General features: G+C 62.4%; 23 protein-coding genes. 8 read left to right on the top strand and 15 right to left on the bottom strand.

Annotation, left to right across the window (positions count from 1 at the left end):
• Positions 1-22 precede the first annotated feature (22 nt).
• A complete protein-coding gene (locus V8P86_RS04145) occupies positions 23-751 on the top strand; it encodes an SDR family NAD(P)-dependent oxidoreductase (protein WP_336325976.1) in 729 nt (242 codons plus the stop codon).
• A gap of 19 nt (positions 752-770) precedes the next feature.
• Here the strand turns inward: V8P86_RS04145 and V8P86_RS04140 are convergent, their stop codons facing one another.
• Positions 771-1,397, bottom strand: coding sequence for an RAD55 family ATPase (locus V8P86_RS04140; protein WP_336325975.1), 627 nt, complete (start codon positions 1,395-1,397; stop codon positions 771-773).
• A gap of 95 nt (positions 1,398-1,492) precedes the next feature.
• On the opposite strand from V8P86_RS04140, the gene thiC reads away from it, so the two are divergent.
• From thiC to V8P86_RS04125, 3 genes are all read left to right on the top strand, one after another.
• Complete coding sequence (gene thiC / locus V8P86_RS04135; RefSeq protein WP_336325974.1) at positions 1,493-2,935, top strand: phosphomethylpyrimidine synthase ThiC; 1,443 nt, start codon at positions 1,493-1,495, stop codon at positions 2,933-2,935.
• Between the two features lie 114 nt (positions 2,936-3,049).
• Positions 3,050-4,090 carry an NAD(P)/FAD-dependent oxidoreductase gene (locus tag V8P86_RS04130; RefSeq protein WP_336325973.1) on the top strand — a complete coding sequence of 347 codons (1,041 nt, stop codon included), beginning with the start codon at positions 3,050-3,052 and terminating at the stop codon, positions 4,088-4,090.
• A 70-nt stretch (positions 4,091-4,160) separates the two neighbouring features.
• Positions 4,161-5,090: a ribonucleotide-diphosphate reductase subunit beta gene (locus V8P86_RS04125; RefSeq protein ID WP_336325972.1), complete on the top strand. Its 930-nt coding sequence runs from the start codon at positions 4,161-4,163 to the stop codon at positions 5,088-5,090.
• Positions 5,091-5,096: 6 nt separating this feature from the next.
• On the opposite strand, the gene V8P86_RS04120 is transcribed toward V8P86_RS04125, so the two are convergent.
• The 4 genes from V8P86_RS04120 to V8P86_RS04105 all read right to left on the bottom strand — a co-directional run bounded on the left by V8P86_RS04120 (position 5,097) and on the right by V8P86_RS04105 (position 8,742).
• Positions 5,097-5,948 (bottom strand): phosphatase PAP2 family protein, encoded by an 852-nt coding sequence (locus V8P86_RS04120; protein ID WP_336325971.1) that lies wholly within the window; start codon positions 5,946-5,948, stop codon positions 5,097-5,099.
• A gap of 50 nt (positions 5,949-5,998) precedes the next feature.
• Entirely contained in the window at positions 5,999-6,415 is a 417-nt protein-coding gene (locus V8P86_RS04115; protein ID WP_336325970.1) for a hypothetical protein, read from the bottom strand.
• Between the two features lie 191 nt (positions 6,416-6,606).
• Entirely contained in the window at positions 6,607-8,220 is a 1,614-nt protein-coding gene (gene purH, locus V8P86_RS04110; protein ID WP_336325969.1) for a bifunctional phosphoribosylaminoimidazolecarboxamide formyltransferase/IMP cyclohydrolase, read from the bottom strand.
• 201 nt (positions 8,221-8,421) lie between these two features.
• Positions 8,422-8,742 carry an EthD family reductase gene (locus V8P86_RS04105; protein WP_336325968.1) on the bottom strand — a complete coding sequence of 107 codons (321 nt, stop codon included), beginning with the start codon at positions 8,740-8,742 and terminating at the stop codon, positions 8,422-8,424.
• A gap of 99 nt (positions 8,743-8,841) precedes the next feature.
• Between V8P86_RS04105 and V8P86_RS04100 the strand changes: the two genes are divergently transcribed.
• Entirely contained in the window at positions 8,842-9,705 is an 864-nt protein-coding gene (locus V8P86_RS04100; RefSeq protein WP_336325967.1) for a 3-hydroxyacyl-CoA dehydrogenase family protein, read from the top strand.
• Between the two features lie 6 nt (positions 9,706-9,711).
• Here V8P86_RS04100 and V8P86_RS04095 read toward each other — a convergent pair whose 3' ends face one another.
• Positions 9,712-10,836, bottom strand: coding sequence for an acyl-CoA dehydrogenase family protein (locus V8P86_RS04095; RefSeq protein ID WP_336325966.1), 1,125 nt, complete (start codon positions 10,834-10,836; stop codon positions 9,712-9,714).
• Positions 10,837-10,938: 102 nt separating this feature from the next.
• Between V8P86_RS04095 and V8P86_RS04090 the strand changes: the two genes are divergently transcribed.
• Positions 10,939-12,495, top strand: coding sequence for an acyl CoA:acetate/3-ketoacid CoA transferase (locus V8P86_RS04090; RefSeq protein WP_336325965.1), 1,557 nt, complete (start codon positions 10,939-10,941; stop codon positions 12,493-12,495).
• A 178-nt stretch (positions 12,496-12,673) separates the two neighbouring features.
• Here the strand turns inward: V8P86_RS04090 and V8P86_RS04085 are convergent, their stop codons facing one another.
• On the bottom strand, positions 12,674-14,896 hold the full coding sequence (locus V8P86_RS04085) for a CDC48 family AAA ATPase (protein ID WP_336325964.1): 2,223 nt from the start codon (positions 14,894-14,896) through the stop codon (positions 12,674-12,676).
• A gap of 141 nt (positions 14,897-15,037) precedes the next feature.
• Between V8P86_RS04085 and V8P86_RS04080 the strand changes: the two genes are divergently transcribed.
• Positions 15,038-15,466 (top strand): universal stress protein, encoded by a 429-nt coding sequence (locus tag V8P86_RS04080; RefSeq protein ID WP_336325963.1) that lies wholly within the window; start codon positions 15,038-15,040, stop codon positions 15,464-15,466.
• A 44-nt stretch (positions 15,467-15,510) separates the two neighbouring features.
• On the top strand, positions 15,511-16,830 hold the full coding sequence (larC, locus tag V8P86_RS04075) for a nickel pincer cofactor biosynthesis protein LarC (RefSeq protein WP_336325962.1): 1,320 nt from the start codon (positions 15,511-15,513) through the stop codon (positions 16,828-16,830).
• On the opposite strand, the gene V8P86_RS04070 is transcribed toward larC, so the two are convergent.
• The 8 genes from V8P86_RS04070 to V8P86_RS04035 form a co-directional block, all read right to left on the bottom strand.
• Positions 16,831-17,562 (bottom strand): hypothetical protein, encoded by a 732-nt coding sequence (locus V8P86_RS04070; RefSeq protein WP_336325961.1) that lies wholly within the window; start codon positions 17,560-17,562, stop codon positions 16,831-16,833.
• A 47-nt stretch (positions 17,563-17,609) separates the two neighbouring features.
• Positions 17,610-19,988: a CPBP family intramembrane glutamic endopeptidase gene (locus V8P86_RS04065; RefSeq protein WP_336325960.1), complete on the bottom strand. Its 2,379-nt coding sequence runs from the start codon at positions 19,986-19,988 to the stop codon at positions 17,610-17,612.
• The gene (locus tag V8P86_RS04060) at positions 19,989-20,741 is read right to left on the bottom strand and encodes an ABC transporter ATP-binding protein (RefSeq protein ID WP_336325959.1); all 753 of its coding nucleotides are present in this window, start codon (positions 20,739-20,741) and stop codon (positions 19,989-19,991) included.
• A gap of 101 nt (positions 20,742-20,842) precedes the next feature.
• Positions 20,843-21,121 carry a 4a-hydroxytetrahydrobiopterin dehydratase gene (locus V8P86_RS04055; RefSeq protein ID WP_336325958.1) on the bottom strand — a complete coding sequence of 93 codons (279 nt, stop codon included), beginning with the start codon at positions 21,119-21,121 and terminating at the stop codon, positions 20,843-20,845.
• Positions 21,122-21,159: 38 nt separating this feature from the next.
• The gene (hemA, locus tag V8P86_RS04050) at positions 21,160-22,524 is read right to left on the bottom strand and encodes a glutamyl-tRNA reductase (RefSeq protein WP_336325957.1); all 1,365 of its coding nucleotides are present in this window, start codon (positions 22,522-22,524) and stop codon (positions 21,160-21,162) included.
• Complete coding sequence (locus tag V8P86_RS04045) at positions 22,521-23,162, bottom strand: precorrin-2 dehydrogenase/sirohydrochlorin ferrochelatase family protein (protein WP_336325956.1); 642 nt, start codon at positions 23,160-23,162, stop codon at positions 22,521-22,523. The genes hemA and V8P86_RS04045 overlap by 4 nt, the downstream gene beginning before the upstream one ends.
• Before the next feature lie 57 nt (positions 23,163-23,219).
• Complete coding sequence (locus tag V8P86_RS04040) at positions 23,220-23,657, bottom strand: DUF5778 family protein (protein ID WP_336325955.1); 438 nt, start codon at positions 23,655-23,657, stop codon at positions 23,220-23,222.
• A gap of 134 nt (positions 23,658-23,791) precedes the next feature.
• Entirely contained in the window at positions 23,792-23,986 is a 195-nt protein-coding gene (locus V8P86_RS04035) for a cold-shock protein (RefSeq protein WP_336325954.1), read from the bottom strand.
• Positions 23,987-24,042 lie beyond the last annotated feature (56 nt).

Raw genomic sequence — 24,042 nt, 5'->3', positions numbered from 1 at the left:
GTCGGTTGTACAAATTGCATATATGCGAATCCTCATCACCGGCGCGAGCCGTGGGATCGGTCGTGCAGCAGCACAGACACTCGCACCCGAACACGACATCGTTGTCGGGTATAACGAGAGTGAGTCCGCTGCCGAATCGGTCGTCGATAACATTCAGGAGCAAGGTGGCACAGCGATGGCCGTCCAGGCCGACGTGAGCGATTCCGAGCAGGTCGAGGAGATGGTCGAGGAGACAGTCGAGACACTGGGCGGACTCGACGCTGTCGTGAACAACGCTGGCATCGCCGACCCGGCACGACTCACGGAGTTGGACGACGAGCACTGGCAGCGAGTCATCGAGACGAACCTCTCCGGGGCGTTCTACGTGACCCGGGCCGCGATGGAGCACCTCCAGCCGGACGGCAACGTCGTCTTCGTCTCCTCTATTGGAGGGACCGCTGGCACGGTGGATACGAGCTACGCCGCGAGTAAGGCCGGGCTCCACGGGCTGACACGCTCGCTTGCACGCGAGTACGGCGAAGAGGGCGTGCAGGTCAACGCCGTTGCACCAGGGCCAGTCGAGACCGATATGAACGACGACATTCTCGCCTATCTGGAGGAAGTGGAGTTCCGTGGTCACGAGAACGTCGACACCCACCTCCCGGAGTACGCCTGCGAGCCCGAAACGGTCGCACACACCATCGAGTATCTGCTCGAAAACGACTACGTGCAGGGTGAAATCCTCGACGTCAACGGCGGCATGCAGTTCTGACGGCTCGCCGAGTACAGCGTCAGATGTTTCTCGTCTGGTCGATATCCACGCCCCGATCGATATCGATTTCGAGATATCTGTCTTTGCCGCCGAGCGCGACGCCCGTCGCTTTTGGAATTTCCAGATAGTAGTTGAGTTTGTCACGCTGTTGGCGTGCTCGCAATCTGAGGACGCAGTCGGCGAAATCGAGCGTGTACCGCCGATTGTGCGGCGGGGTTTCGGTCGCCAGCCCGTAGAGATAGCCGATCGAGTCGATCTCTGCGAGTTTGTCGTCGAAGCTGTTCAGCAGGTCGGCGTAGCTGTCTCGGTCGAGTGACTCCTCGATGGGATCGATCGTGTCGACGTAGAAATCCTCTCCCTCGCCGATGTCGTGGATCCGCGCCGCGAACTGATTGTCTGCTTCGGCGGGATCGATCTGCTCGATGTACTCGATCTTCGAGCCGCCAGTTGACCGCTCGAACGACCGCCGAACGGCAGCCTCGCTTTTCATCGTCGTGTAGAAGTGCGATGCCCGCTCGTCGGTCCCCGCACACAGCAAGGGATCGTGCTGGACGCCCGGTGGCGTGATCACCGCGACCAGCGTCCCCGCTGGCAGTCCGCCCGAGAGCTTTCGGTCGAGTGTCTCGATCCCCGTCGACAGTGCCATGGCCTCGTGTAGGCGCTGCAACCGGCAATAACCTTTGGCAGCGACGACCTGCCACCACCGCAGAGTATATTAGTCGATAGTATAACTAGCTAATTATGGCTCGAACCCAACTCGAAGCGGCCAGAGACGGAGACGTGACGGAAGCGATCGCGCGGATCGCCGAGCGCGAACAGTGCGATCCCGAATTCGTCCGCGAGCAGGTCGCGACCGGACAGGCGGTCATCCCGAACAACCACGCGCACGAGGCGCTCGATCCGATGATCATCGGCCGGGAGTTCTCGACGAAGGTCAATGCCAACATCGGCAACTCGGAGGAGACGAGCGATCTAGAGGGTGAACTCGACAAACTCCACACGGCGGTCCACTACGGTGCTGATACGGTGATGGACCTCTCGACGGGCGGCAACCTCGACGAAATCCGCGCGGCGATCGTCGAGCACTCACCGGTGCCAATCGGCACGGTGCCCATCTACGAGGCGGTCAAACACGTCGACGATCCGACCGAGATCACCCACGAACTCCTGCTCGACGTGATCGAGAAACAGGCCGAACAGGGCGTCGACTACATGACCATCCACGCCGGCGTGTTGATGGAACATCTGCCGCTGACCGACGGCCGCAAGACCGGTATCGTCTCCCGCGGCGGGTCGATCCTTGCACAGTGGATGGAGGAAAACGGGATGCAGAATCCCCTTTACGCGAAGTTCGAGGAGATCTGCGAAATCTTCGCTGAACACGATGTGACCTTCTCACTGGGTGACGGCCTGCGACCGGGATCGATTGCCGACGCCAGCGACGAAGCACAGTTCGCCGAACTGGACACACTCGGCGAACTCACCGCGACCGCACAGGATCACGGCGTCCAAGTGATGGTCGAAGGGCCGGGCCACGTTCCGATGAACGAGATTCAGGACAACGTCGAACGCCAGCAGGAAGTCTGCGACGGCGCGCCGTTCTACGTCCTCGGCCCGCTCGTGACAGACATCGCACCGGGGTACGACCATATCACGAGCGCAATCGGCGCGACCGAGGCCGCCCGTGCCGGCGCGGCGATGCTCTGCTATGTCACGCCGAAAGAGCACCTCGGACTCCCCGAAGAAGAAGATGTTCGAAACGGACTGGCTGCCTACCGGATCGCCGCCCACGCTGCGGACGTGGCGAACGGCCGCGACGGGGCACAGGATTGGGACGATGCGCTCTCGGAGGCCCGCTACGACTTCGACTGGCGCGAGCAGTTCGATCTCGCGCTCGACCCCGAGCGCGCACGCTCCTATCACGACCAGACCCTGCCTGGTGACAACTACAAAGAGGCCCGTTTCTGCTCGATGTGCGGCGTCGACTTCTGTTCGATGCGGATCGACCAGGATGCGCGAGAGGCCGACGGTGAGATGGCTGATATCGACGGCGAAACCGACCTGTCGGACTCTCCGGCAGCGGAGGCGAATCTCCCGCCGGTCGGCGAGCATGACACGAGCGCGGTGCCCGGTGTCGACCACGAGACGGAAACGGACTCGGAAGCCTCCGAGGCCGACGACTGACGCCGCCGGTCCCCCGACGGTTTCGGCTCTCCCTCCGACAGCATCTCGCGTCGGATGCCACGCATCGATTGCCGCGCGTTGTGCCTTTTTACGCACGGAGCCCAAGAGACAGACATGCAAATCGGTGTTATCGGTGCCGGTGCCGCGAGCGCGGCAGCGACCTACGTCCTCAACGAGACGGTTGACGCGGAGGTTACGGTCTTCGAGAAATCTGGCGGGCTCTGCGGCCGCGCCGCCACCCGCCGCCGCGACGGTCGGTACTACGATTACGGCGCGAACTACGTCAAAGATGACGACGAGCGCGTCGTCGAACTTCTGACCGAGACGCTCGACGACGAGGGGCTGGTCTCTATCGACGAACCGATCTACGTCTTCGACGAGGAAGGGACCGTCTCGGAGGGACGCGAAACCGAACGCAAGTGGAGCTACGAGGACGGGCTGACACAAATCGCGAAGCGTCTGTTCGGCGACACTGATGCGACGATTCATCGCCGGACCCGAATCGAGACGATCCGCCGTGACGACGAGCAGTGGCGACTGACCGATGCCGACGGCGACTCCCACGGTCCCTTCGATATCCTGCTCTGTAACCCGCCTGCGCCGCAGACCGAGACGCTGCTGCGGGAAGCCGAGTGGGACTCCGAGGTCCGTGACCATCTCGTCGAGGCGGTCGCAGCTGTCGAGTATCGCTCGATCTATTCGGCCGTTCTCGGCTACGAATTCGAACTCGATGTCCCGTACTACGCGCTGGTCAACACCGACAAGAACCACGAGGTCGGCTGGATCTCACGCGAGGAGTGCAAGGGCGGCCACGTCCCCGACGGCGAGTCGGTCCTGATCGTCCAGGCCAGCCACGAGTGGTCGGTCGAACACTACGATGACCCGGCCGAGGACAACGTCGAGGCCCTGACCGAGATGACTGCTGACATCATCGGGGAGGACGACCTGCGAACCCCGACATGGACCGACCACCAGGGCTGGCGGTACGCGCTGACGGAGGGTGGTGTCGCCAGCGGCCCGGTCGATTCCGCCGAGAGCGAGGGCTTGTACTGCCTCGGTGATTGGGTCGCGGGCGAGGCCCGTCTCCACGCCGCCCTGCGGAACGGACTCGATACCGGCGAACGACTTGCACACCGACTCTCGGGATCGAAATAACGACTCCACGGTCTCCTTCGAAGGTATTATTCGCAGAAAGATTGTAGTGGCGCTCTCCCTACTATGGAGTATGGCACTCGATAGTGATCGCGATTTACAGCTCGACAGGGGGAGCAAGGGGATGCGGTACTACCGAAACGCCGTTGAACGGCACTGGGATCCCGGCGAGATCAGCCTCGATACAGATCGCGACCGGCTGATCGAATATCTCGAAGCGAACTCGGATCGCGAGGAGGTTTTCGACGTGCTCCGGCAGAACGTCGCCCGGTTCGGGGCCGGCGAGCAGGCCGTCACGGAGGACCTCGCACCGCTGGCGACTGCGCTGGACGATATCGACGATCAGATGTTCATCACCACCCAGATCTACGAGGAGGCCAAACACACCGACTTCTTCGATCGGTACTGGCGGGAAGTCATCCACGCTGCGGAAGACGAACTGGGTTTCGAACGGTCCTCGCCGACCGATCCGGTCTGGTACAACGACGACTACAACGAACTGTTCGAGCGCAACGAGCGCGCGATGGCAGCCCTGCTCGACGACCCGACGCCGGAGACGTTCGCCGAGGCGTACTGCCACTACCACCTGACAATCGAAGGGATTCTCGCTCAGACTGGCTACTACGGGATGCAGCAATCGTTCGCCGAGGACTCCCATCCCGAACTGCCCGCGCTGCCGGGGCTGTACCAGGGCTTTACCAAGATCAGACAGGACGAGGGCAGACACGTCGGCTTCGGTATGACGAAACTCAAGGAACTGCTGACCGAGGAGGATGTCGACCCGTCGTTGCTCAGCGAGACGGTGGTAGAACTGATGCCGCTGGTCAACGGAATCACCGCCGAGGAGAACGAACAGAACGAGGACTTCGGGCCGACGCCCGACGAACTCCGGGCGTTCGCCAGCGAGAAACACGTCGACCGGATGGAACAGATTACCGATGCGAGCGAGGAGATCCCGGATGTGGAGACGCTGACCCAACTCGACGGCGTCGACGCCGACTGACTGTCCTCACCCTGCGGCCGCACCGACCAGCCAGTCGGGAACGGCGCGATTGACGACCAGCGGCGCGAACAGAATCCCGGCCGTGAGGGCTGCGAAGAGACCGATTCCCAGTGCCGGATGGACGGCCACGAGCGTGTCCTCGAGCGAACTCAGCGCGCCGAGATAGACGACGCCCAGCACCGTCAACAGGATGCCCTCCCGGCGGGATCGCAATCCCGGCATCACGTCGAGATCGGCGGTGCCGACCAGTCCACCAAGTGCCGTGCCGAGACCGACGACCGCGAGCGATCGTTCCGCGCCGGTATTGAATGCGACCGCGACTGCGGGGAGTGCAAGCAGGAGGCCGATCGCGAACCCGCGCCACGGGATCCGGTCAGTCAGTCGATCCATCGTTATCAAGAAGACGATGCCGACGGCAACGCCAGCGATCACGTCCGCGAGATAGTGGACGCCGATCACGACGCGGGAGAGCGCGATTGCCCCGATCAGGCCGGCGGTTGCGATGGCGGGGCCGGGTTCGCGGTGTCTGTCGAACGTCCACAGCAGGCCGCCGTAGACGACCGTCGCCGTGAAGGCGTGACCACTGGGAAAGCCAAACTTGTCGTACTCGCGGGCGATCAACTCGACTTCCGGCCGTGGCAGGCCGAATCCGATCTTCAACAGCAGCACGACCGAGGCCCCGGCGACAATGTAACTCACGACCAGCGCGCTTTTTTGGCGGTCGACGACCCAGTACAGCACCGACAGCAACACCATGACGGCGGTCACGTCACCGAGGTCGGTGACGAAGACAGCGATATCGAGGTACTTCTCCGGGTACTGCTCCCAGATCCAGCGGCTCTGCTCTTCGAGGCGCATCTGTCAGGCCACCGGTTGACGCCGGTCGGTTATAAAACCGGTGTGACCGCTCAGGAGTTAATTTGATAAATCTTCCACTCGCCGTCGGACTTTCGCAACTCGTAGGTCGCGGTATCGTCAATTTCTCTGCTACTCGTCTCAACTGTCACCGACGCGGTTACCTCTGCGGTGTTACCTTCCGTGTTTTGTGTCTCCACACTTCGGATCTCGATAGACCTGCTCTGGTACTGCTGAGCCTGAGTCTCGGTGAGTTTCGGTGTCTCAGAGTTGGGATGAAAGAACGCGTTGATCTCCGACACCGTGCCGTCGTACAACGTCTGGAGGTACTCTCTGACGACAGTTGCGGGACTGTCTGTGGTTGAACCTCCGGAATTATTTTGACTTCCAGAATTATCCGAACCGTTACATCCTGCGAGAACTATCGCTGTCGCGACACCACTGTGAGCGATGAATTCCCTCCGGTCCATACTGGCTACCTTGCTTGGATCATGATAATAAATTCGTTTCCTGCTCCTGTCTCCATTGTCGCTCCCGTGATTGATAGCCTCAGCCGCTCTTCGAGATGACTAGAACTGTTCTAACGGAACAATAATACAATCAGCTACCAATATATATTCGATAGCTATCACAAACGAACCGTTAGTCGAAAACTCGCAGGTCAGTCGTGACGGAAGGACCGAGAGCCGGTGAAGACCATCGCAATGTCGTGTTCGTTCGCCGCCTCGATCACCATGTCGTCGTTTTTCGAGCCACCGGGCTGGATGACCGCCTCGATGCCCGCCTCGGCGGCGTGTTCGATGCCGTCCGGGAACGGGAAGAAGGCGTCCGAGGCCATCACTGCGCCCTCGGCGTCCTTGCCCTCGGCGTGTTCGTCGGCTTTCATCGCCGCGAGTCGCACGGCGTCGACGCGGGACACCTGACCCATCCCGATACCGACCGTCTCTGTTCCCTTCGCGAAGAGGATGCCGTTGGACTTGACGTGTTTCAGCGTCTGCCAGCCAAAGAGCATCGACTCGATCTGATCCGCCGTCGGTTCGCGCTCGGTGACGACCTCCAGGTCGGATTCGTCGAGGCTCTGGAGGTCCCGCTCCTGGACGAGGCGGCCGCCGACCAGCGGTTTCTCCGTGAGTGGTTCCGTGATCTCGCCGAGGTCGCCCACCTCCAGCACGCGGAGGTTGCCCTTCTCGAAGAGCACCGAGAGTGCGTCGTCGGTGTAGCCCGGTGCGACGACGACCTCTTTGAACGAGTCGATGATCTGCGTGGCCGTCTCCTCGTCACAGGTTCGGTTGAGCGCGACGATTCCACCGAAGGCGCTCATCGGATCGGTGCTGAGCGCGCGGTCGTACGCCTCCGCGAGCGTGTCCGCGGTCGCACAGCCCGCTGGGTTGGTGTGTTTGATGACTGCCGCGGCCGGTTCGTCGAACTCCTTGATGAGGTTGAGCGCGCCGTCGGCGTCGTTGTAGTTGTTGTAGGAGAGTGCCTTCGCGCCTTCGTTGAGTTGGTCGGCGTGGACGACGCTCGCTTCGTCGACGGTGTTGTCGATGTACAGCGCGGCGTCCTGGTGTGGGTTCTCTCCGTAGCGCAACTCGGCGGCGCGGTCGTGGCTGCTGAGTCGCCGTTCGGGGAAGTTCCCGCCCTCGTCACCGTCGATATCGACAGTGTTCGACTCGTAATCGACCGAGACGCGGTCTTCGGCGAAGAACTTGACCGCGCGGGGGTAGGCCGCGAACTCGCCTTGGTAGAGCACGCGATCAGCGAGGGCGTCGCTGTCGTCGCCCTCGTAGACTGGAACTGGTTCCTGCGTGACGATTGGGCCGCCGTCGACTTCGGATTCGATGACGTTGCCCTCCTCGTCGGTCGCATCGGTGACGACGTGGACGGTACAGCCGGTGACCGAGACGCCCTCCGCCAGCGCGTCGTCCCAGGCGTCCATTCCCGGGAATGACGGGAGCAGCGCTGGGTGGACGTTCAGCGTCGTCGGCATTTCGTCGAGAAAGGTATCCGAGAGGATGCGCATGTAGCCGTCGAGACAGACCAGATCGAACTCGTAGTCAGCGAGTGCCTCGACCACGCGCTGTTCGTGTTCCTTGCGCGATTCCCCCTCTTTCTGGACGACCGTCTCGGTCGGAATGCCGCGTTTCTCGGCCTTCTCGACGACCGGTGCGTCCTCGGAGTTTGTCAGTACGACGCCAAAGTCCGCGCCGCCCGGCGACCGGTCCGCGATGTTCATCAGATTTCGTCCGCGGTTGCTTGCCATCCCGGCGAGTTTCATATTCGAGAGGCAGTCCGGCGGGTGCAAATGTATTGCGATACCACCTCTTTCGACCTGCGCGAACCACGCAAACGGGCGCTGGGGGTCGCGCCGCGCTGCACGCGCACGGAGAGCGGTTCCGCGAAGGCGAGCCTCGTCAATTTTCTCGTTCAGTCATCACGAGAATCGGGCGATTCTCGAACGGTACGACACCGGGGCAGTTCACCCTTCACTGAACTGCACTGTTTCCTCGACGACCAGCAGGTCGCTCGCTTCGTTGTCGAGGAAGTTGGCAGTATCCGCCTGGATACGCTCGCCTGCTTCAGAGCCGAACACGTCCCCGACGGTCGTCCCCGATTCGAGATACAGCTCCGCAATCCCGTCGTAGGTGGCCTTCTCAGGATCGCTGGGAATCGACGTGGAGTACTGTCGAACGCCGGGCAGTGACTCCGCCATCGGAGCGTGTTCTTCGAGCCAGTATGCCTCGAATTCCGCGTGTGTCATCTCGTCTTTGCGGACGAGCAGGTTTACGACTTTGCGCATAGGGTCGCTTCACAGGGACGGTATTTCGTTCTATCCGCCTTGCACGTCTTTCTGAGAACAACCGAGCGATATATGCGACCTGTCTGTGAACATCCAGTGATGTCTGACAGCCTCGATTCACTCCAAACCGTCGGCGTCGTCGGTGCGGGGACGATGGGTAGCGGAATCGCACAGGTCGCGGCAATGAACGGGTACGACGTGGTACTGCGGGACATCGAAGAGGAATTCGTCGAAAACGGTTTCGAGACGATAGAGGACAGTCTCGACAGATTCGTCGCCAACGACGACCTCACAGAATCGGAGGCCGAGGAAACACTCGACCGGATCACCGGAACGACACAACTGGCAGATCTGGCCGATGCCGACCTCGTCGTCGAGGCCGCCGTCGAGGAAATCGAGATCAAACAGGACATCTTCGCTGACCTCGACGACATGGCAGATCCAGAGACGGTACTGGCGACGAACACCAGCACGCTGTCGATTACGACTATCGCGAGTGCGACCGACCGCCCCGAGAAGGTCGTCGGGATCCACTTCATGAACCCGGTGCCGATCATGGAGGGCGTCGAAGTCGTCGTCGGGGAGAAGACAGACGAGGAGGTCGTCGATCTCGCACACGCGTTCTCGGAGGCTGTCGGAAAGACGACCTGGGAATCCGACGACAAGCCTGGTTTTGTCGCCAATCGAATCCTGATGCCGTGGATCAACGAGGGGATTCGCGCCTTCGACGAAGGTGTCGCCACCAAGGAAGATATCGATCGCGGAATGAAACTGGGAACGAACGTCCCCATGGGTCCGCTCGAACTGGCAGATCACATCGGACTGGATATCTGCCTGCACGCCAGCGAGACGCTGCACGAGGAACTTGGCGACCGCTACAAGCCTGCGTATCTGTTGAAACGGAAAGTCGAAGCGGACGACCTCGGCAAGAAGACCGGGAAGGGATTCTACGAATACGATTGATCGCGGTTACTCTTTGAGGTGGCGCGCGATGACCTTCTTTTGAATCTCGGAGGTGCCTTCGTAGATTGTCGTGATCTTTGCGTCGCGGTAGTATCGCTCCACGTCGAAATCCTTCGTGTAGCCGTAGCCGCCGTGGACGTGGACGGCATCTTCGGCGATGCTGACGGCGGCCTCGCTGGCGAAGTACTTGGCCATGCTCGCGGATTTGGGGTGGACGCCGTCTTGGTTTTTCCGAGCAGCGTCGCGGGTAAGCAGGCGGGCGGCCTGGAGATCCGTCCCCATGTCGGCGAGTTTCTGCGAGATGGCCTGGTGTTCGATGATCGGTTCGCCGAACTGCTCGCGTTCGTTGGCGTACTCGACTGCGTCCTCGAAGGCGGCCTGAGCCAACCCGACTGCCTGGCTCGCGATTGCGATCCGCCCACCCGTCAGAATAGAGAAGGCCGCTTTGAGTCCCTTTCCGACCTCTGTCAGGCGGTTCTCGGCGGGGATGCGTGCGTCCTCGAAGATGAGTGTCGTCGTGTCACTGGCTTTGAGTCCCATCTTCTCCTCGTGGGGACCGACCTCTAGCCCGTCGATGTCCTTCGGGACGAGAAATTGCGTTACCGTGTTCGGGTCGTCACGGTCAGTCTTGGCGAAGAGGATGACGACGCCGGAGCGCTCGCCGTTCGTGATCCACTGTTTGGTCCCGTTGATGACGTACTCGTCGCCCTCCTTGCGCGCTTCCGTACTCATCTCTGCGGGGTTCGAGCCAGCGTGTGGCTCCGAGAGCGCAAAGGCCCCAACGGGCCGGCCGTCGCGCATCTCCGGAAGCCAGCGTTCCTTCTGTTCGTCTGTGCCGAACTTGCTGATACAGGAGGTTGCCAGACAGTGTACTGACAGGGCTGTCGCCAGCGAGAGGTGACCTCGGGCTAGTTCCTCGTTGATGAGGCTGTAGGTGACCATGTCCGCGTCGAACCCCCCGTACTCCTCTGGAATGGTCATGCTGGTCAGATCCAGTTCCGAGAGCATATCCCACACCGCTTCGGGGAACTCCGCGTTCTCCTCGGCCTCGCTGGCGACGGGAGCGACCTCTGTTTCGACGAAGTCCCGAACGCTGTCACGCATCATCGCTTGTTCGTCTGTAAGTTGCATATTCTGGCCCTTCGAACCCCAGCAAATAACCAGTAACGGCTACTGTATCTCGCTGAGAACGAGGGGCAATTACATAACGGAACCCGGCGCTCAGTATCGAGTATGGCAATCGAACGATCAGCGACGGACGCAGTCGAAGTGATCGAAGACGGCGACACAGTCGGTCTCGGGGGGTTCGTTGCGGTCGGGATCGCAGAACATCTCCTCCGCAAACTGGGCGAACGGTTCGAGGAGACGGGCCATCCGAAGGATCTGACCATCTATCATCCCGCCGCCGAGGGGGATATGGCAGGAAAGGGGCTCGACCATCTCGCTGATCCCGAGATGATCGAGCGGATTCTCGGGAGTCACTGGGGATTCGTCCCGGAGATCATGGATCTCATCACGAACAACGAAGTCGAGGCCTACAACTTCCCCTTCGGCGTTATGGACCATCTCGCCCGCGACATGGGCGCGGGCAAGCCGGGAACCATCTCGAACGTCGGCCTGCGGACGTTTGCGGATCCGCGACGTGAGGGAGGAAAAGCCAACGACGTGACCGACGAATCCCTCGTCGAAGTCGTCGAACTCGGCGGTGAAGAACAGTTGTTCTACCACGCCCAGCCGCTGGACGTGGCGATCATTCGGGGCACGACGGCCGACGAGAACGGGAACATCACGATGGAGCGGGAGGCACTGCAGGCGAATCACCTCGCGATGGCACGAGCGGCCGCCAACAACGACGGGACCGTCATCGCACAGGTCGAGCGAGTCACTCGGAGCGGCACCCAATCACCGAAAGAAGTCGCCGTCCCGGGAGTGATGGTCGACCACGTAGTCACTGCACCGCCGGAGGAACATCCCCAGACCTACGCCGAACCGTACAGCGGGGAGTTCAGCGGCGAGGTCAAACGGCCCGCGACTGGCGACGGCGACGCACCGCTCGACGAGCGGAAGGTGATCGCCCGCCGGATGGCCATGGAGCTGGAGCGGGACTCGGTCATCAACCTCGGTGTTGGCGTCCCGGAGACGATTCCGCCGGTCGCCGAGGAAGGGGGCATCGACGAGGAGATCAGCCAGACCGTCGAATCCGGGCCGATCGGCGGGTCGGCGTCCGGCGGGATCAACTTCGGGACTGCGGTCAACCATGAGGCGCTGGTCACCTCTCCCCAGCAATTCGACTTCTACGACGGCGGCGGTCTCGACTTTGGCTTCCTGGGAATGGCGCAGATTGACTCGATGGGCAACGTCAACGTCAGCAAATTCGAGTCGCAGATTCCCGGTTGTGGTGGCTTCCCGAACATCACGCAAAACGCCGAGACAGTCGTCTACGGCGGGACGCTCACCGCCGACGGGCTGGAAGTCGATATCGGCGGCGGCGAGATTGCCGTCGAATCCGAAGGCCAGACACGGAAGTTCCGTGCGGAACTCGAACAAGTCACGTTCAGTGGCGAATACGCCACCGAGATCGGACAGGACGTGATCTACGTAACCGAACGCGGCGTCTTCGAGTTGCGCCCGGACGGACTCACCCTCGTCGAAGTTGCGCCCGGGATGGATCCACTCGCAGATATCGCGGCAGCAATGGAGTTCGAACCCGAGATGGCAGACGACATCGAAGAGATGGATGCGGACATCTTCCGCGACGAACCGTTCGATCTGACCGAGCACGTCCGCTGATCTGGTCGCTCGGATCGCCGACGAGGTGTTCCGTGTCGCTCCTTAGCGTCCGTTGCGACGCTCGACAACCAGTCTTTCTGGAGTGAATTACCGGCTGGACCTGTAACTGCACAGTGTTGCGGGTTCGCAGTATCTGGTTTCCGCACGAAGAACGCTATCCGACAAAAACGGAGGTCGCTTACTGGAATCCGATCCGGCCGCCGGTACGCTGATCTCGGTCCGGGCCGCTGCCGCGGAACTGTTCTTCCATCTCCTCGTAGTACTCACGCAGGTCCTCGGTGATGGTCGGACGGACGTTGTCCATCGCCTGCCGGAAGTGGCGCATCTCGACCTCGTCGGCGTCTTCGTCCTGGCGCAGTGCCTCGATGGCTGCCTCGCGGGCAATCGATTCCAGGTCAGAGCCGACGTAGCCCGTCGACGCTTCTGCGAGTTCGCGCAGACTGACGTTGTGATTCATCGGCATATCATCGGTGTGGATCTTGAGGATCTGCTCACGACCTTCCACGTCGGGTTCGCCGATCATCACCAGTCGGTCGAACCGACCGGAGCGAATCAGCGCCGGATCGATCATGTCCGGCCGGTTGGTCGCACCGATGACCATCACTTCCTCCATTTCTTCCAGTCCATCGAGTTCCGTCAGGAGCTGGTTGACAACGCGCTCGGAGACGTTCGAGCCGACTTCGCCGCCTCGGCCCGGCGCGAGCGAGTCGAGTTCGTCGAAGAAGATCACCGTCGGGGCAACCTGCTTCGCTTTGCGGAATGTCTGCCGGATCGCCTTCTCGCTTTCTCCGACCCACTTGCTGAGTAGTTGCGGCCCACGAACCGAGATGAAGTTCGCGTCCGTCTCGTTGGCGACGGCCTTGGCCATCAGCGTCTTCCCTGTCCCGGGTGGGCCGTATAGCAACACTCCCGAGGGCGCGTTGATCCCCATCCGCTCGAATTTCTCCGGGGAGTTGATCGGCCACTCGACGCTCTCTTTGACCTCCTTTTTCGGTCCGGGTAAGCCGCCCACGTCGTCCCACGTGATCTTCGGTAACTCGACGAGGACTTCCCGCATCGCCGATGGACTCACCTCGTTCAACGCCCCGCGGAAGTCCTCGCGCTTGATGATCATCCTGTCGATCAGACTCGGCGGGATATCCTCCTCGTCGAGATCGATCTCGGGGAGGTACCGCCGCAAGGCCTTCATCGCCGCCTCTTTGGTCAGGCTCTCGATGTCGGCCCCGACGAAGCCGTGAGTCTCCTCGGCGAGTTTGCCCAGATCCACGTCGTCCGACAGCGGCATGCCGCGGGTGTGGATCTGCAGCACTTCCTGCCGACCGCTCTCGTCCGGGACGCCGATTTCGATCTCGCGGTCGAACCGACCGGGTCGACGGAGGGCGGGATCGACGCTGTCGACGCGGTTGGTCGCCGCGATGACGATGACCTGTCCGCGCGATTCAAGCCCGTCCATCATCGTCAGCAGTTGGGCGACGACACGCCGCTCAACCTCGCCGGTCACGTCCTCACGTTTGGGCGCGATGGAGTCTAGTTCGTCGATGAAGATGATCGAGGGGGCTTCCTCGCTTGCGTCCTCGAAGATTTCGCGTAACTGCTGTTCGGACTCACCGTAGTACTTGGAGATGATCTCGGGACCGGCGATAGAGAAGAAACTCGCAGATGTCTCGTTGGCCACCGCCTTCGCAAGCAGGGTCTTCCCGGTGCCCGGAGGCCCGTGGAGCAACACCCCCTGTGGTGGCTCGATGCCGAGTTTCTTGAAGATCTGGGGGTGTTTCATCGGCAGTTCGACCATCTCGCGGACCCGCTGGATCTCCTTCTGGAGGCCGCCAATGTCCTCGTAGGTGATACCGCCGCCAGTCTTCTCGAAGCCGCTGATTGGCTCCTCGCGGAGTTCGACCTCCGTATCCTCGGTGATGAGACAGACCCCCTCGGGGTCAGTCTCGACGGCGATCAGCGGAATCGCCTGCCCCGGAGAGCGCATGAACGGATGGTTCGTGCTGCTCATGACGGGGACGATGTCGCGTTCGACGACGGGTCGTTTCAGGATCTGACGCTTGACCATTCCGGCCGCATCGCTCCCGAACTGAACGCTCGCTTCTTCGGGTGGGGCCAACACCAACTTCTCCGCCTTCTCGGCTTCGGCCTTCCGAATCTCGACGCGCTCGCCGATACCTACGTCGGCATTTTGTCGTGTGAAGCCGTCGATGCGAACTGTGTCCGTGTTCCAGTCCTGACGGTCGGCACGCCAGACCTTCGCGGCCGTCGTGTCCGCGCCTTCGATTTCGATGATATCCCCCGGCGAAAGCTTGAGGTGCAGGAGCGTATCCGGATCTAATCGGGCGATTCCTCGCCCCGAATCGTTCGGGTACGCTTTTGCGACCTCGAGTTGCACTTCATTCATAGTAGACTGTGCCTTGGGGACATTCAGTCACCACCGGAGATATGTTTTTTGCTACCGGCGGTGATCCGGGGGACCGTAACTCGTTGTCTGAATTTGAAACGTCCCCGTGGATTCATATACTTGTCCTTGGTAGTTGCTGACATGGTATTTCTCGTCCCCTACGACGGTTCGCGGGTCGCGCGGGCGGCCCTAGACCGCGCAGTCGAGCACGCGGAAGCACTCGACGAACAGGTTATCGCGGTCAGTTTCGTTCCGACCGGCTCGGAGTACGCCCAGCGTCGGAAGTGGATCGAGCCGAGCGAGGACTTCGCCGCCGACACCGCCCACCAGCAGCTTCAGCAGAAAATCGAGGAGACGACAGACAGCGCCGAACGGACCTTCGAGGAGACTGGTGCCTCCGGCGTCCACGACGGACTGGCCGAACGAATCAGACAGGTTGCAGACGATGTCGAGGCCAGCATTCTCTTCGTCGGCACCAACGACGGCGACGACGAAGACGACGTGACGACGCCGTTCGGTCCCATCGCGCCGAACGGGAAATACGACGTGCATCTCGTCCGATCATATTAGGTCGGTTCGTCAGGCTATTGCCGTGAGCCCCGCAACTACGGGGTATGCAGACACTCGCATTCGACGCCCGGATGGGAGCGAGCGGGGATATGCTCCTCGCCGCGCTGATCGACGCCGGCGGCGACCCCGAGGTGCTGGCTCCTGTCGAAGCGGCGCTCGATGTCTCCTACGATATCGGCGAGACGACTCGCAACGGCATCGCCGCCACCGAGGTGACTGTTCGCCTCGCTGGCGACAGCGACGAGGCTGACCACAGCCATAGCCACGACGATCAGGGCCACGACGGGCACGATCATAGCCACGACGGCCACGAGGATGACGACGGTCACGATCACAGCCATGGTGATCACAGCCACGACCACGCAGAGGGCGCGGGACCGACGCGCACCTACGCCGAAGTCGTCGAGATCATCGAAGGGATGGATCTCCCGGCCTCGGTCGAAACAGACGCGCTCGAAATTGTCCGGCTGCTCGGCGAAGCCGAATCGAACGTCCATGGGACTGATCTCGACGACACTCACTTCCACGAGGTCGGTGCCGACGACGCAATCGCAGACATCGTCGGCGCGGCACTGCTGTTCGACGACCTCGACCCCGAACGGGTCGTGACGACGCCCGTCGCGACCGGCGGCGGTGAAGTCTCGATGAGCCACGGCACCTACCCAGTCCCCGTGCCGGCGGTGCTCGAACTCGCCGAGCGGGCCGACTGGTCGCTTCGCGGCGGCCCGGTCGAAGCCGAACTGCTCACGCCGACCGGCGCGGCGATTCTCGCGGCCTTCGCCGACGGGGTCGACCGCCTCCCGACGCTCGATATCGACACGTCGGCCTACGGCGCTGGCGGCTACACCTTCGAGGAGTATCCGAACGTGCTGCGAGCGGTGCGCGGGACCGCAACCGCCGGCCTCAGCCGCGACCCGGTGACGGTCCTGGAGACAAACCTCGACGACGCCACGCCCGAGGAACTCGGCGGATTGCAGGAGAGCCTCTCCGATGCCGGCGCACTCGATGTGTCGATTCTCCCGGCGACGATGAAAAAATCCCGGCCGGGCCACCTCGTGAAGGTAATCGTCAAACCTGACGACGCCGACCGCGTGGCGCGCCGTCTCGCCGTCGAGACTGGCACGCTCGGCGTCCGCGAGCACGGCCGTGGCCATCGGCTGATCGCCGACCGCGAGAAGCGAACCGTAGCCGTCGAGACGGACACAGGATCGGTCGAAATCAGCGTGAAAATTGCAAGACTCGGCGAGGAAGTCTTCGACGTGAGCGCGGAATTTGACGATGCGCAGGCCGCCGCCGCAGAGACGGACGAGCAGGTTCGGGGACTGATGCGCCGCGCCGAAGAACTCGCCCGAGAGGGCCTGTAGCTACTCCTCGCGGTGCGTGTCCAGTGCTTCTCTGATCGTCATCTCACCGACTGCGACCGCTTTGGCGAGGTCGGCGTCGATGGTTCTGTTCTCCTCGCTGAGTTCGCGGGAGCGCTTCTGAATCCGCTTGAGTTCGCCGCCGGTCGGTTCGAGGTCGCGCTCGTCCACTCGCTCGCCGTCCATCCGGGCGATGTTCGCAGCGGCGAGCACGTCGGCGACGCCCCGTGTGCCTGCACCGAGATACGGCGTCGTGCCCGTCTCGTCGACGAGTTCGATCGGAATTCCTTCGATGTCGTCGATGATGCGCGCGCCGATCAGCCGCGCGCCGTCGCCGATTCTGACCAGCGGATTGCTCGCGCCTTCGGCCTCGTCGTGGACCACCTCGGCGACCCTCTCGGGCGGGACCTGAAACGTCGCGACGATCATGTCACCCGCGAGTACGGCGATACCGGGCTGTTCGCCGGGATCGATGCCGATGATCGTTCGGCCACCCCCGCCGCGGAGCAGTGCGATCACCTCTTCGACTGCGCTCCGGGCCTCGCCGCCCTCCGCACGGACGATTTCGACATCCGGCGCAACATCGAGTTCGTCGTCGGTTCCGGTGAGCACGATCTCAGTCTCCTCGGACAGTTCGTCCCCAGGTTCGACCGTGGTGAAGGTCACGCCGCGGTCCTGTAGCTCCGTGACGGCGTCGTGATAGAGCTCGAAGTCCCCCGTGGCGACGACGATCACATCTCCGGGTTTGTGAGCGCCCTACTTACGAATTTCGAGGCCCTCGGTCAGGTCACCTGGATGTACAGCCCAGCGATCAGTAAAGCGTTGTACAGCCCGTGGATCGCAGAGACGACAAACAGGCTTTCTGTCTGAGCGTAGATCAGTCCCCACAGACAGGAGACGACGAACAGAAGCGAGAGCGTCACCGACAGCGCAGTGAATCCGGCGGTGAAATAGGCCGGGACATGTGCCAGGGCGAAGACGGCACTCGCAGTTCCGATTGCAACCGGCGTCGAGAACCGCTCGGCGAGATACTTCTGGATGACGTTGCGATAGAGCAGTTCCTCGACGGGGCCGTTGACGAACAACACGAGCGGAATGAGAATCAACAGCAACTGCGCGGAGCCGTCTTCGCCGGGCTCGAACAGCGCGTGATCGGTCGCCGGGAGTCCGAGGCCGGTGATGATGACCGAGGCAGCCGCCCAGATACCGAAGGAAGCGACGACGCCGCCGGCAACCATCCCGAGGTCCCGGACGGAGGGCCAGGAGAGGTCCACATAGCCGAGTCCGCGGTGGGTCGCGTATAGGAAGCCGAGTGCAACGAGTGCGAAGCCAAGGTACTGGACGACGAACAGCACCGGATAGAGCACGACCGGTCGCGGATCGACGCCGAGGAAGGGGAGCGCGGCAATTGACACCGCCTGCCCCATCAGGAAGGCCAGCACAGAGAGCCCAACCGCGGTGTAGATGGCGAACGGTCGGTCCGTCCGGGCGACCTCGTGGCCGTAATCGCGGAGCCGTGCGGTGGCGTACCGGCGGGAGCCGTCGGTGATGAGGAGTGCCACGAGCAGGAACCCACCGACGGCCAGCAGTTTCTGCTCGACGGAGAGTGGGCTCTCTGGAAGGGCAACCCCGAGTGCAACGGCGAGGCTGGCGACGAGCACTAGCACCGAGATGACGGCGTGAGCCAGCGCGGCGATGATCGAGGGCGCGACCGTCTCGACGCTCTCGAAGATTTCGACGGCCTCGAACTTCGGGAGGACCGACCCGAGTCCGAGCGCGAGTCCCGCGCTGGTCACGGCGGCCCCAGCGGCGAAGACGGCACCGAGTGCGGCGGTCGTTGCTGTCACTTGTCCGTGTGCGCTCGCGAAGAGGACGACTCCAAGGGTCGTCAGCGTGACGCCGAGGATGCTCCCAGCGAGCAGTCGCGCGTGGACGAACGTCTCTGCGGGTCGCTCTGCGAGGACGATCTGTGAGAGCATCGATCCCTCGGAGCCGAGCGGGTTGAGACAGAAGACGCCGCCGGCCAGCCAGACACCGAGGACGACGAGCGCGCCACCGCCGGTCAGCGGCAACAGGTCTGGCGCCGAAATCGCTTGCTGGACGAGCACCGGCATGACGGGGAAGAAATAGTAGAAGAGATAGACGTACTGGCCGGGATTTCGGCGGGCGTTGCGAGCCACCGCGAGCAATACGCGCAGCGTTGGCACTCGCCCGACGAGGCTGTCGGGAGTCCGCCCGATCAACGCGCTCGGTGGGGTTTCGAGGTCGGCCCCGTCTGTTGTCTCGTCTTCGTCTGCGGACTCTTCGGCCGGCGATGCGTACCAGTACAGTGGTGCGAGCCTGACGACCAGCACGAACGCGAGCGGGATCGCACCGATGACCAGTCCGGCGGCGACCAGCGTCTCGACGCCGAGCGCTGGCGTCACCGGCGACCCGAGGAAGAACAGGTCGGCGTACCAGCCCAGCGGTGTCGTCGGGTCTCCCGTCGGAATGAGGCCAGTTAGCCCGCCCTCCGCGGAGGCACCGCCGACCAGCGAGCCACCGGCGAACATCACGACCACCATGCCCATGTAGAGTCCGGCGGTGAGCAATTGCCGGCTGCTTTCCGACAGGCCGAGTCGCTCGACGCCGAGCCAGAGGAGATAGCCGAGCGCGAGGCCGGCGAGCAAGACGAGTACGAACACCGGTAAGAGCGCGAGCAGGAACACAACCGGAAACAGCGGTGTCTGGGCCCCTGCGGCGTAGCTAATCACGACGCTGAATCCGAGCGCGAACAGGATTAGCCACGAGACCAGCAGCGAACTGACCTTGCCGACGACGATTGCACGGGTCGACGCGCTGGTCAGGACGAGCGAGCGCACCGAGTCGCTGCCGAGTTGCTGGACCGCCTCTAGCCCTGCGACGACAGTGAACACGAGCATCATCGGCACGAGGACGTTGCGCGCGACTGGCAACACCGGCGCGGCAACGCCGCCTCTGCTGAGCACGCCGAGCGAGTATGCCTGCCGGATAAACAGGAGCATACCCGGCAATACGAACAGTCCGAGCAGGACGAATATCGCCTTCTCACGGCGGGTACTGGTGTGGCGTCGGAACCGGTCGCGGACACTTGCCCGTCCGATCCGCATGCCGACCCGCAGATCAGTCCACAGCGACGACATTCACACTGGCCCTCCCTCGGTCGTGATATCCAGAAACGCCTCTTCGAGGGTTCCGCGCCCTTCCTCGGTCCGTTCGACTAACCGTTCGGGGCTATCCTCGGCGACGAGTCGCCCCTCGTAGAGCACGCCGACGGTGTCGGCGAGTTCCTCGACGACCGGCAGGATATGCGAGGAGAGAAAGACCGTCGTCCCGCTCTCGACCTGCTCGGTGATCAACTCGATGACCGTCCGCGACGAGCGCGGATCGAGGCCGCTGGTCGGTTCGTCCAGAAAGACCACGTCAGGATCGTGCAACAGCGCCTGCACGAGTCCGACCTTCCGGCGCATCCCCTGCGAGTAGGTTCCGATTCGGTCGCTGGCGTCGGCGAGCAGGCCGACCCGGTCGAGCAGGTTATCGATGCGCTTGTCGGCCCGGTCGGCGTCCATTCGGCGGATGTCGGCCGCGTAGGCCAGTTGTTCCCGGGCGGTGAACGATTCGTAGACCGGCGGGTCGTGCGGCAGATAGCCGATGTACTGTTTCAGTCGGTCCCGATCCGTAATCGAGACGCCTGCGACACGGGCCGTCCCAGCACTGGGCGGCAGCAGCGTTGTCAGCATCTCAATGGTCGTCGTCTTGCCGGCCCCGTTCGGCCCGAGGAAGCCGTAGACACTCTCTGTCGGGATTTCGAGGTCGACACCATCGACAGCGACCGTCTCACCGAAGCGTTTGGTCAGCCCATCCGCCTCGATTGCCAACTGATCGGACGTTCCCATTGCCCGAACAGTCTCGCACATAGCGGAAAGACACTTCGGTTCAGTTGCTCGCCGAGAAACTCCGGACCGTGTCCGTCTGCTGGTTTATGTGGCCCGGGCGGTCACTCGTATATTTCGTTGAACCGTTCGGCGAGATCCATATCTTTCTCGGTCAGGCCACCAGCGTCGTGTGTCGTGAGTCGAATCTCGACTTCCCCCCAGGTGATCGTCATCTCGGGGTGGTGCCACGCTTCCTCGGCGACGCCGCCGGCACCGGAGGCGAAGCCGATGCCGTCGAGATAGGAGTCGAAGTCGTAGGTCCGGACGATTTCGTCACCGTCGCGGTCCCAACCGTCGGGAAGCTGTTCGTCGATCTCGTCGTCTGAGAGGAGTTCACTCATACGTACACGCATCGGCCGGAACGGACAAAACAGTTAGCCTACTCCTCGAACTCTTCGAGGAGACCGGCCGGCAACTGCTCGCGGACGTGATCGGGGATCGCCTCGGGATCGGACATGTCGGCGGAATCGGGTGCCATCCCGGCCAGCGCCATCCCCTCCTCGGCCTCGTCGATGTGGGGGTTGAACAGGCGAAGCGCCGTGTGGATCGTCGTCCAGTCGTCGTCGGCCGCCGCGTCCCGCAGGCTGTTCGTCGGCGGCGCGAGCAACTGTGAGACGAGAGTGTCGGCCAGTGATTCGACGACGGCTTCGCTCTCCTCGTCGAGGTCGAGTTTCTCGAAGGTTGTCTCCAGTTCGCGGGCCTTGACGCGCTCTGCGCTCTCGTACATCGCCGAGATGACCTGATCGGCTCGCTTGCGCTTGTACTGATCGAGTAGCAAGGCGAACTCCTCGTCGACGATGTCCTCGACTTCCTGCGCCGCTTCGCGGCGCATCTGTCGGGTCTTTTCGGTGACGCTTTCGAGGCGGTCCAGATCGTACACCGTCAGGTGCTCGAACTCGTCGACCTCCGGTGGGATATCGCGAGGTCGCGTGATGTCGACTATGAACGTCTCGCTGGTCTCGGCCAGCGTCTCCGCGTCGACGAGCCAGTCCGTACTCGCTGTCGCCGCGATCAGGATATCCGCCTCGTCGATTGTGGCGGCGAGTTCTTCGAGTCCCTTCGTTTCCATAGCGACTGGCTCGTCGATGCCCTGTGCGACAGAATTCGCCCGCGAAATCGTTCGGTTCGCGAGAACGAGTTTTCCGACGCGGGGGGCGAGTCGTTTCGCGGCGAGTTGGCCCATCTCGCCCGCTCCGACCACGGCGGCGTTGGCACCGTCGAGGCCGTGCTTTTCGGCGGCGAGTCGGACGGCCGCGCTGGCCAGTGAGACGACGCCCTCGTTGATCGCCGTCTCCGTGCGGGCACGCTCGCCGACGTGGATTGCTTTCGTGACGCCATCTTCGAGGACGGGACCGATCCCGTCCATAGTGCGTGCGTCCTCGTAGGCGTCCCGGACCTGCCCGAGGATCTGATCTTCGCCGAGCACGAGCGATTCCAGCCCAGCACTGACACGAAGGAGATGTTCGAGACTCTCCTCGTGGCCGAGCGTCCGGACAATCTCGTCGGACGTCTCGGCGAAGTGATCGGCGAGTAGTTCCGCGCCGGTCTCGGCCCCGTCGGTGACGACGTAGGCCTCGACACGGTTGCACGTCTGGAGAACGTAGGCTTCTCGCGCCGCCGGATCGGCGCAGAGGTCGGCCACGAACGACCGCTGGCTATCGGCAGCGGCGGCTTCGAGTTGATCGAGAGATGCGCGCTGATGAGAGATACTGACGCCGGAAATGATACCGGAATTAGATGTCATAGTGAATCACCGGTTACGTCTGCGATCACGTCTTTAGCTACCTGACGGGCGTTTGCACTCTCGGTATCTAAAGCCTTCCATACGGCCTCGCTGTCGATGACGGCTCGGAGTGCAGCCCGTCGTGTCTCTGCGCTGACAGTGTCGAGTTCGTCCCGGAGCGACCCGGTCAGTTCGGCCATCGCACCGGCACCACTGATCGTCGATTCGAGTTCCTGTCGAAGATGTCGGCTCAGTGCCGGACTGCTCGCGCCCGTCGAAATCGCGGCCACGACCGGATCATCCCGCACTGTCGCGGGCACGACGACCTGTCCGGGGTCGCGTGAGCCGGACCGATCGGCCCGGTTCGAGAGTATTCCACGCTCGTCGGCCGCCCGCTCGATAGCGTCGTTCAGTTCTGCTGAGTCTGTCGCCGCGACGACCAGCGCCGGATCGATCCTGTCGAGCCAGTCCGGTATCTCTTCGGGGTCAGGCGCAGCACGTAGTCGCTGACCATCGCCGTAGGATTCGGCATCGAAGGTCGGACTCAGGACGACGACCTCGGCCTCGCGGGCGAACCGTCTCGCCTTCCGCGCGCCGACCGGGCCGCCGCCGACGACCAACACTCGCTCGCCCGTGAAGTCGTGCACCAGTGGAATCATCCGCGTTCTGGTGAATTTCGGGAACCAGCCCGCTTAAATGACTCGCCAATTCCCAGTTTATACATCCAGCACTGCGTCGTCGGGTTCTTCGGCATCGCCCCGGATTACCGTCGCGTCGTAGCCCGCTGCGCGGACTGCATCGAGCAAGCCCGTCGAATCGGCCTCGGCCTCGAAATAGAAGACGATGTCGAAACTGCCGTCTCTGAGTAGTTGCTGACACTCCCAGACGAACGATTCGTCGTCGAGCGTGAGCCCCTGATGCTGGTTCGAGGCGAACTCGGAGTCGTCGGTCCCGGAGTAGACGAACGTATCTCTCGGTTCGTAGCCCGTATACTCGGCGATCAGTTCGCCGACTTCGACGGTCGCCTGGTGCATCTCCGGTTCCTGACTGCCGTCAAATTCGGTCTGGACGACCAGCCCGTCGAGTTCGATTTCGCCCGGTTGGAGGAGCTTCCAGGTCCGTCGTCGGAGTTCGCTGTCGAGTATCTCGGCCATACTGGGCGTTCCCGCGGCGCGTGTTTACCACTCACGGTTCGAGCGTGGCTGCTCGTCGGCGTGTGAAAATGGAAGAATTCGGAGACGAGTCCAGCAGCTACCAGACTCCCCACAGCCAGTCACTTCGAGACCTGTTACAGTCGTTCGAGGTTCTTGGCTCGTGGCCCTTTGTCGGCCTCGACGATTTCGAATTCGACTTCCTGCCCCTCTTCGAGATCCGGCCCGCCGACGTCCTCCATGTGGAAGAAAACGTCTTCGTCCGCGTCTTCAGTATCGATGAAACCGTAACCGCCTGTGTCGTTGAAGAAATCAACCGTACCTTGCGCCATTGCATATGAACGAACGTCGTCACTATATTAATAAGCTGTGGTCAGTTTAACGCGCA

The organism is Halovenus anhuiensis, from assembly GCF_037080055.1.
In the GTDB taxonomy this organism is placed as follows: Archaea; Halobacteriota; Halobacteria; order Halobacteriales; family Haloarculaceae; genus Halovenus.
Note: the sequence above shows the minus strand (reverse complement) of the source record. Positions and strands in the feature narration are given on the sequence as shown.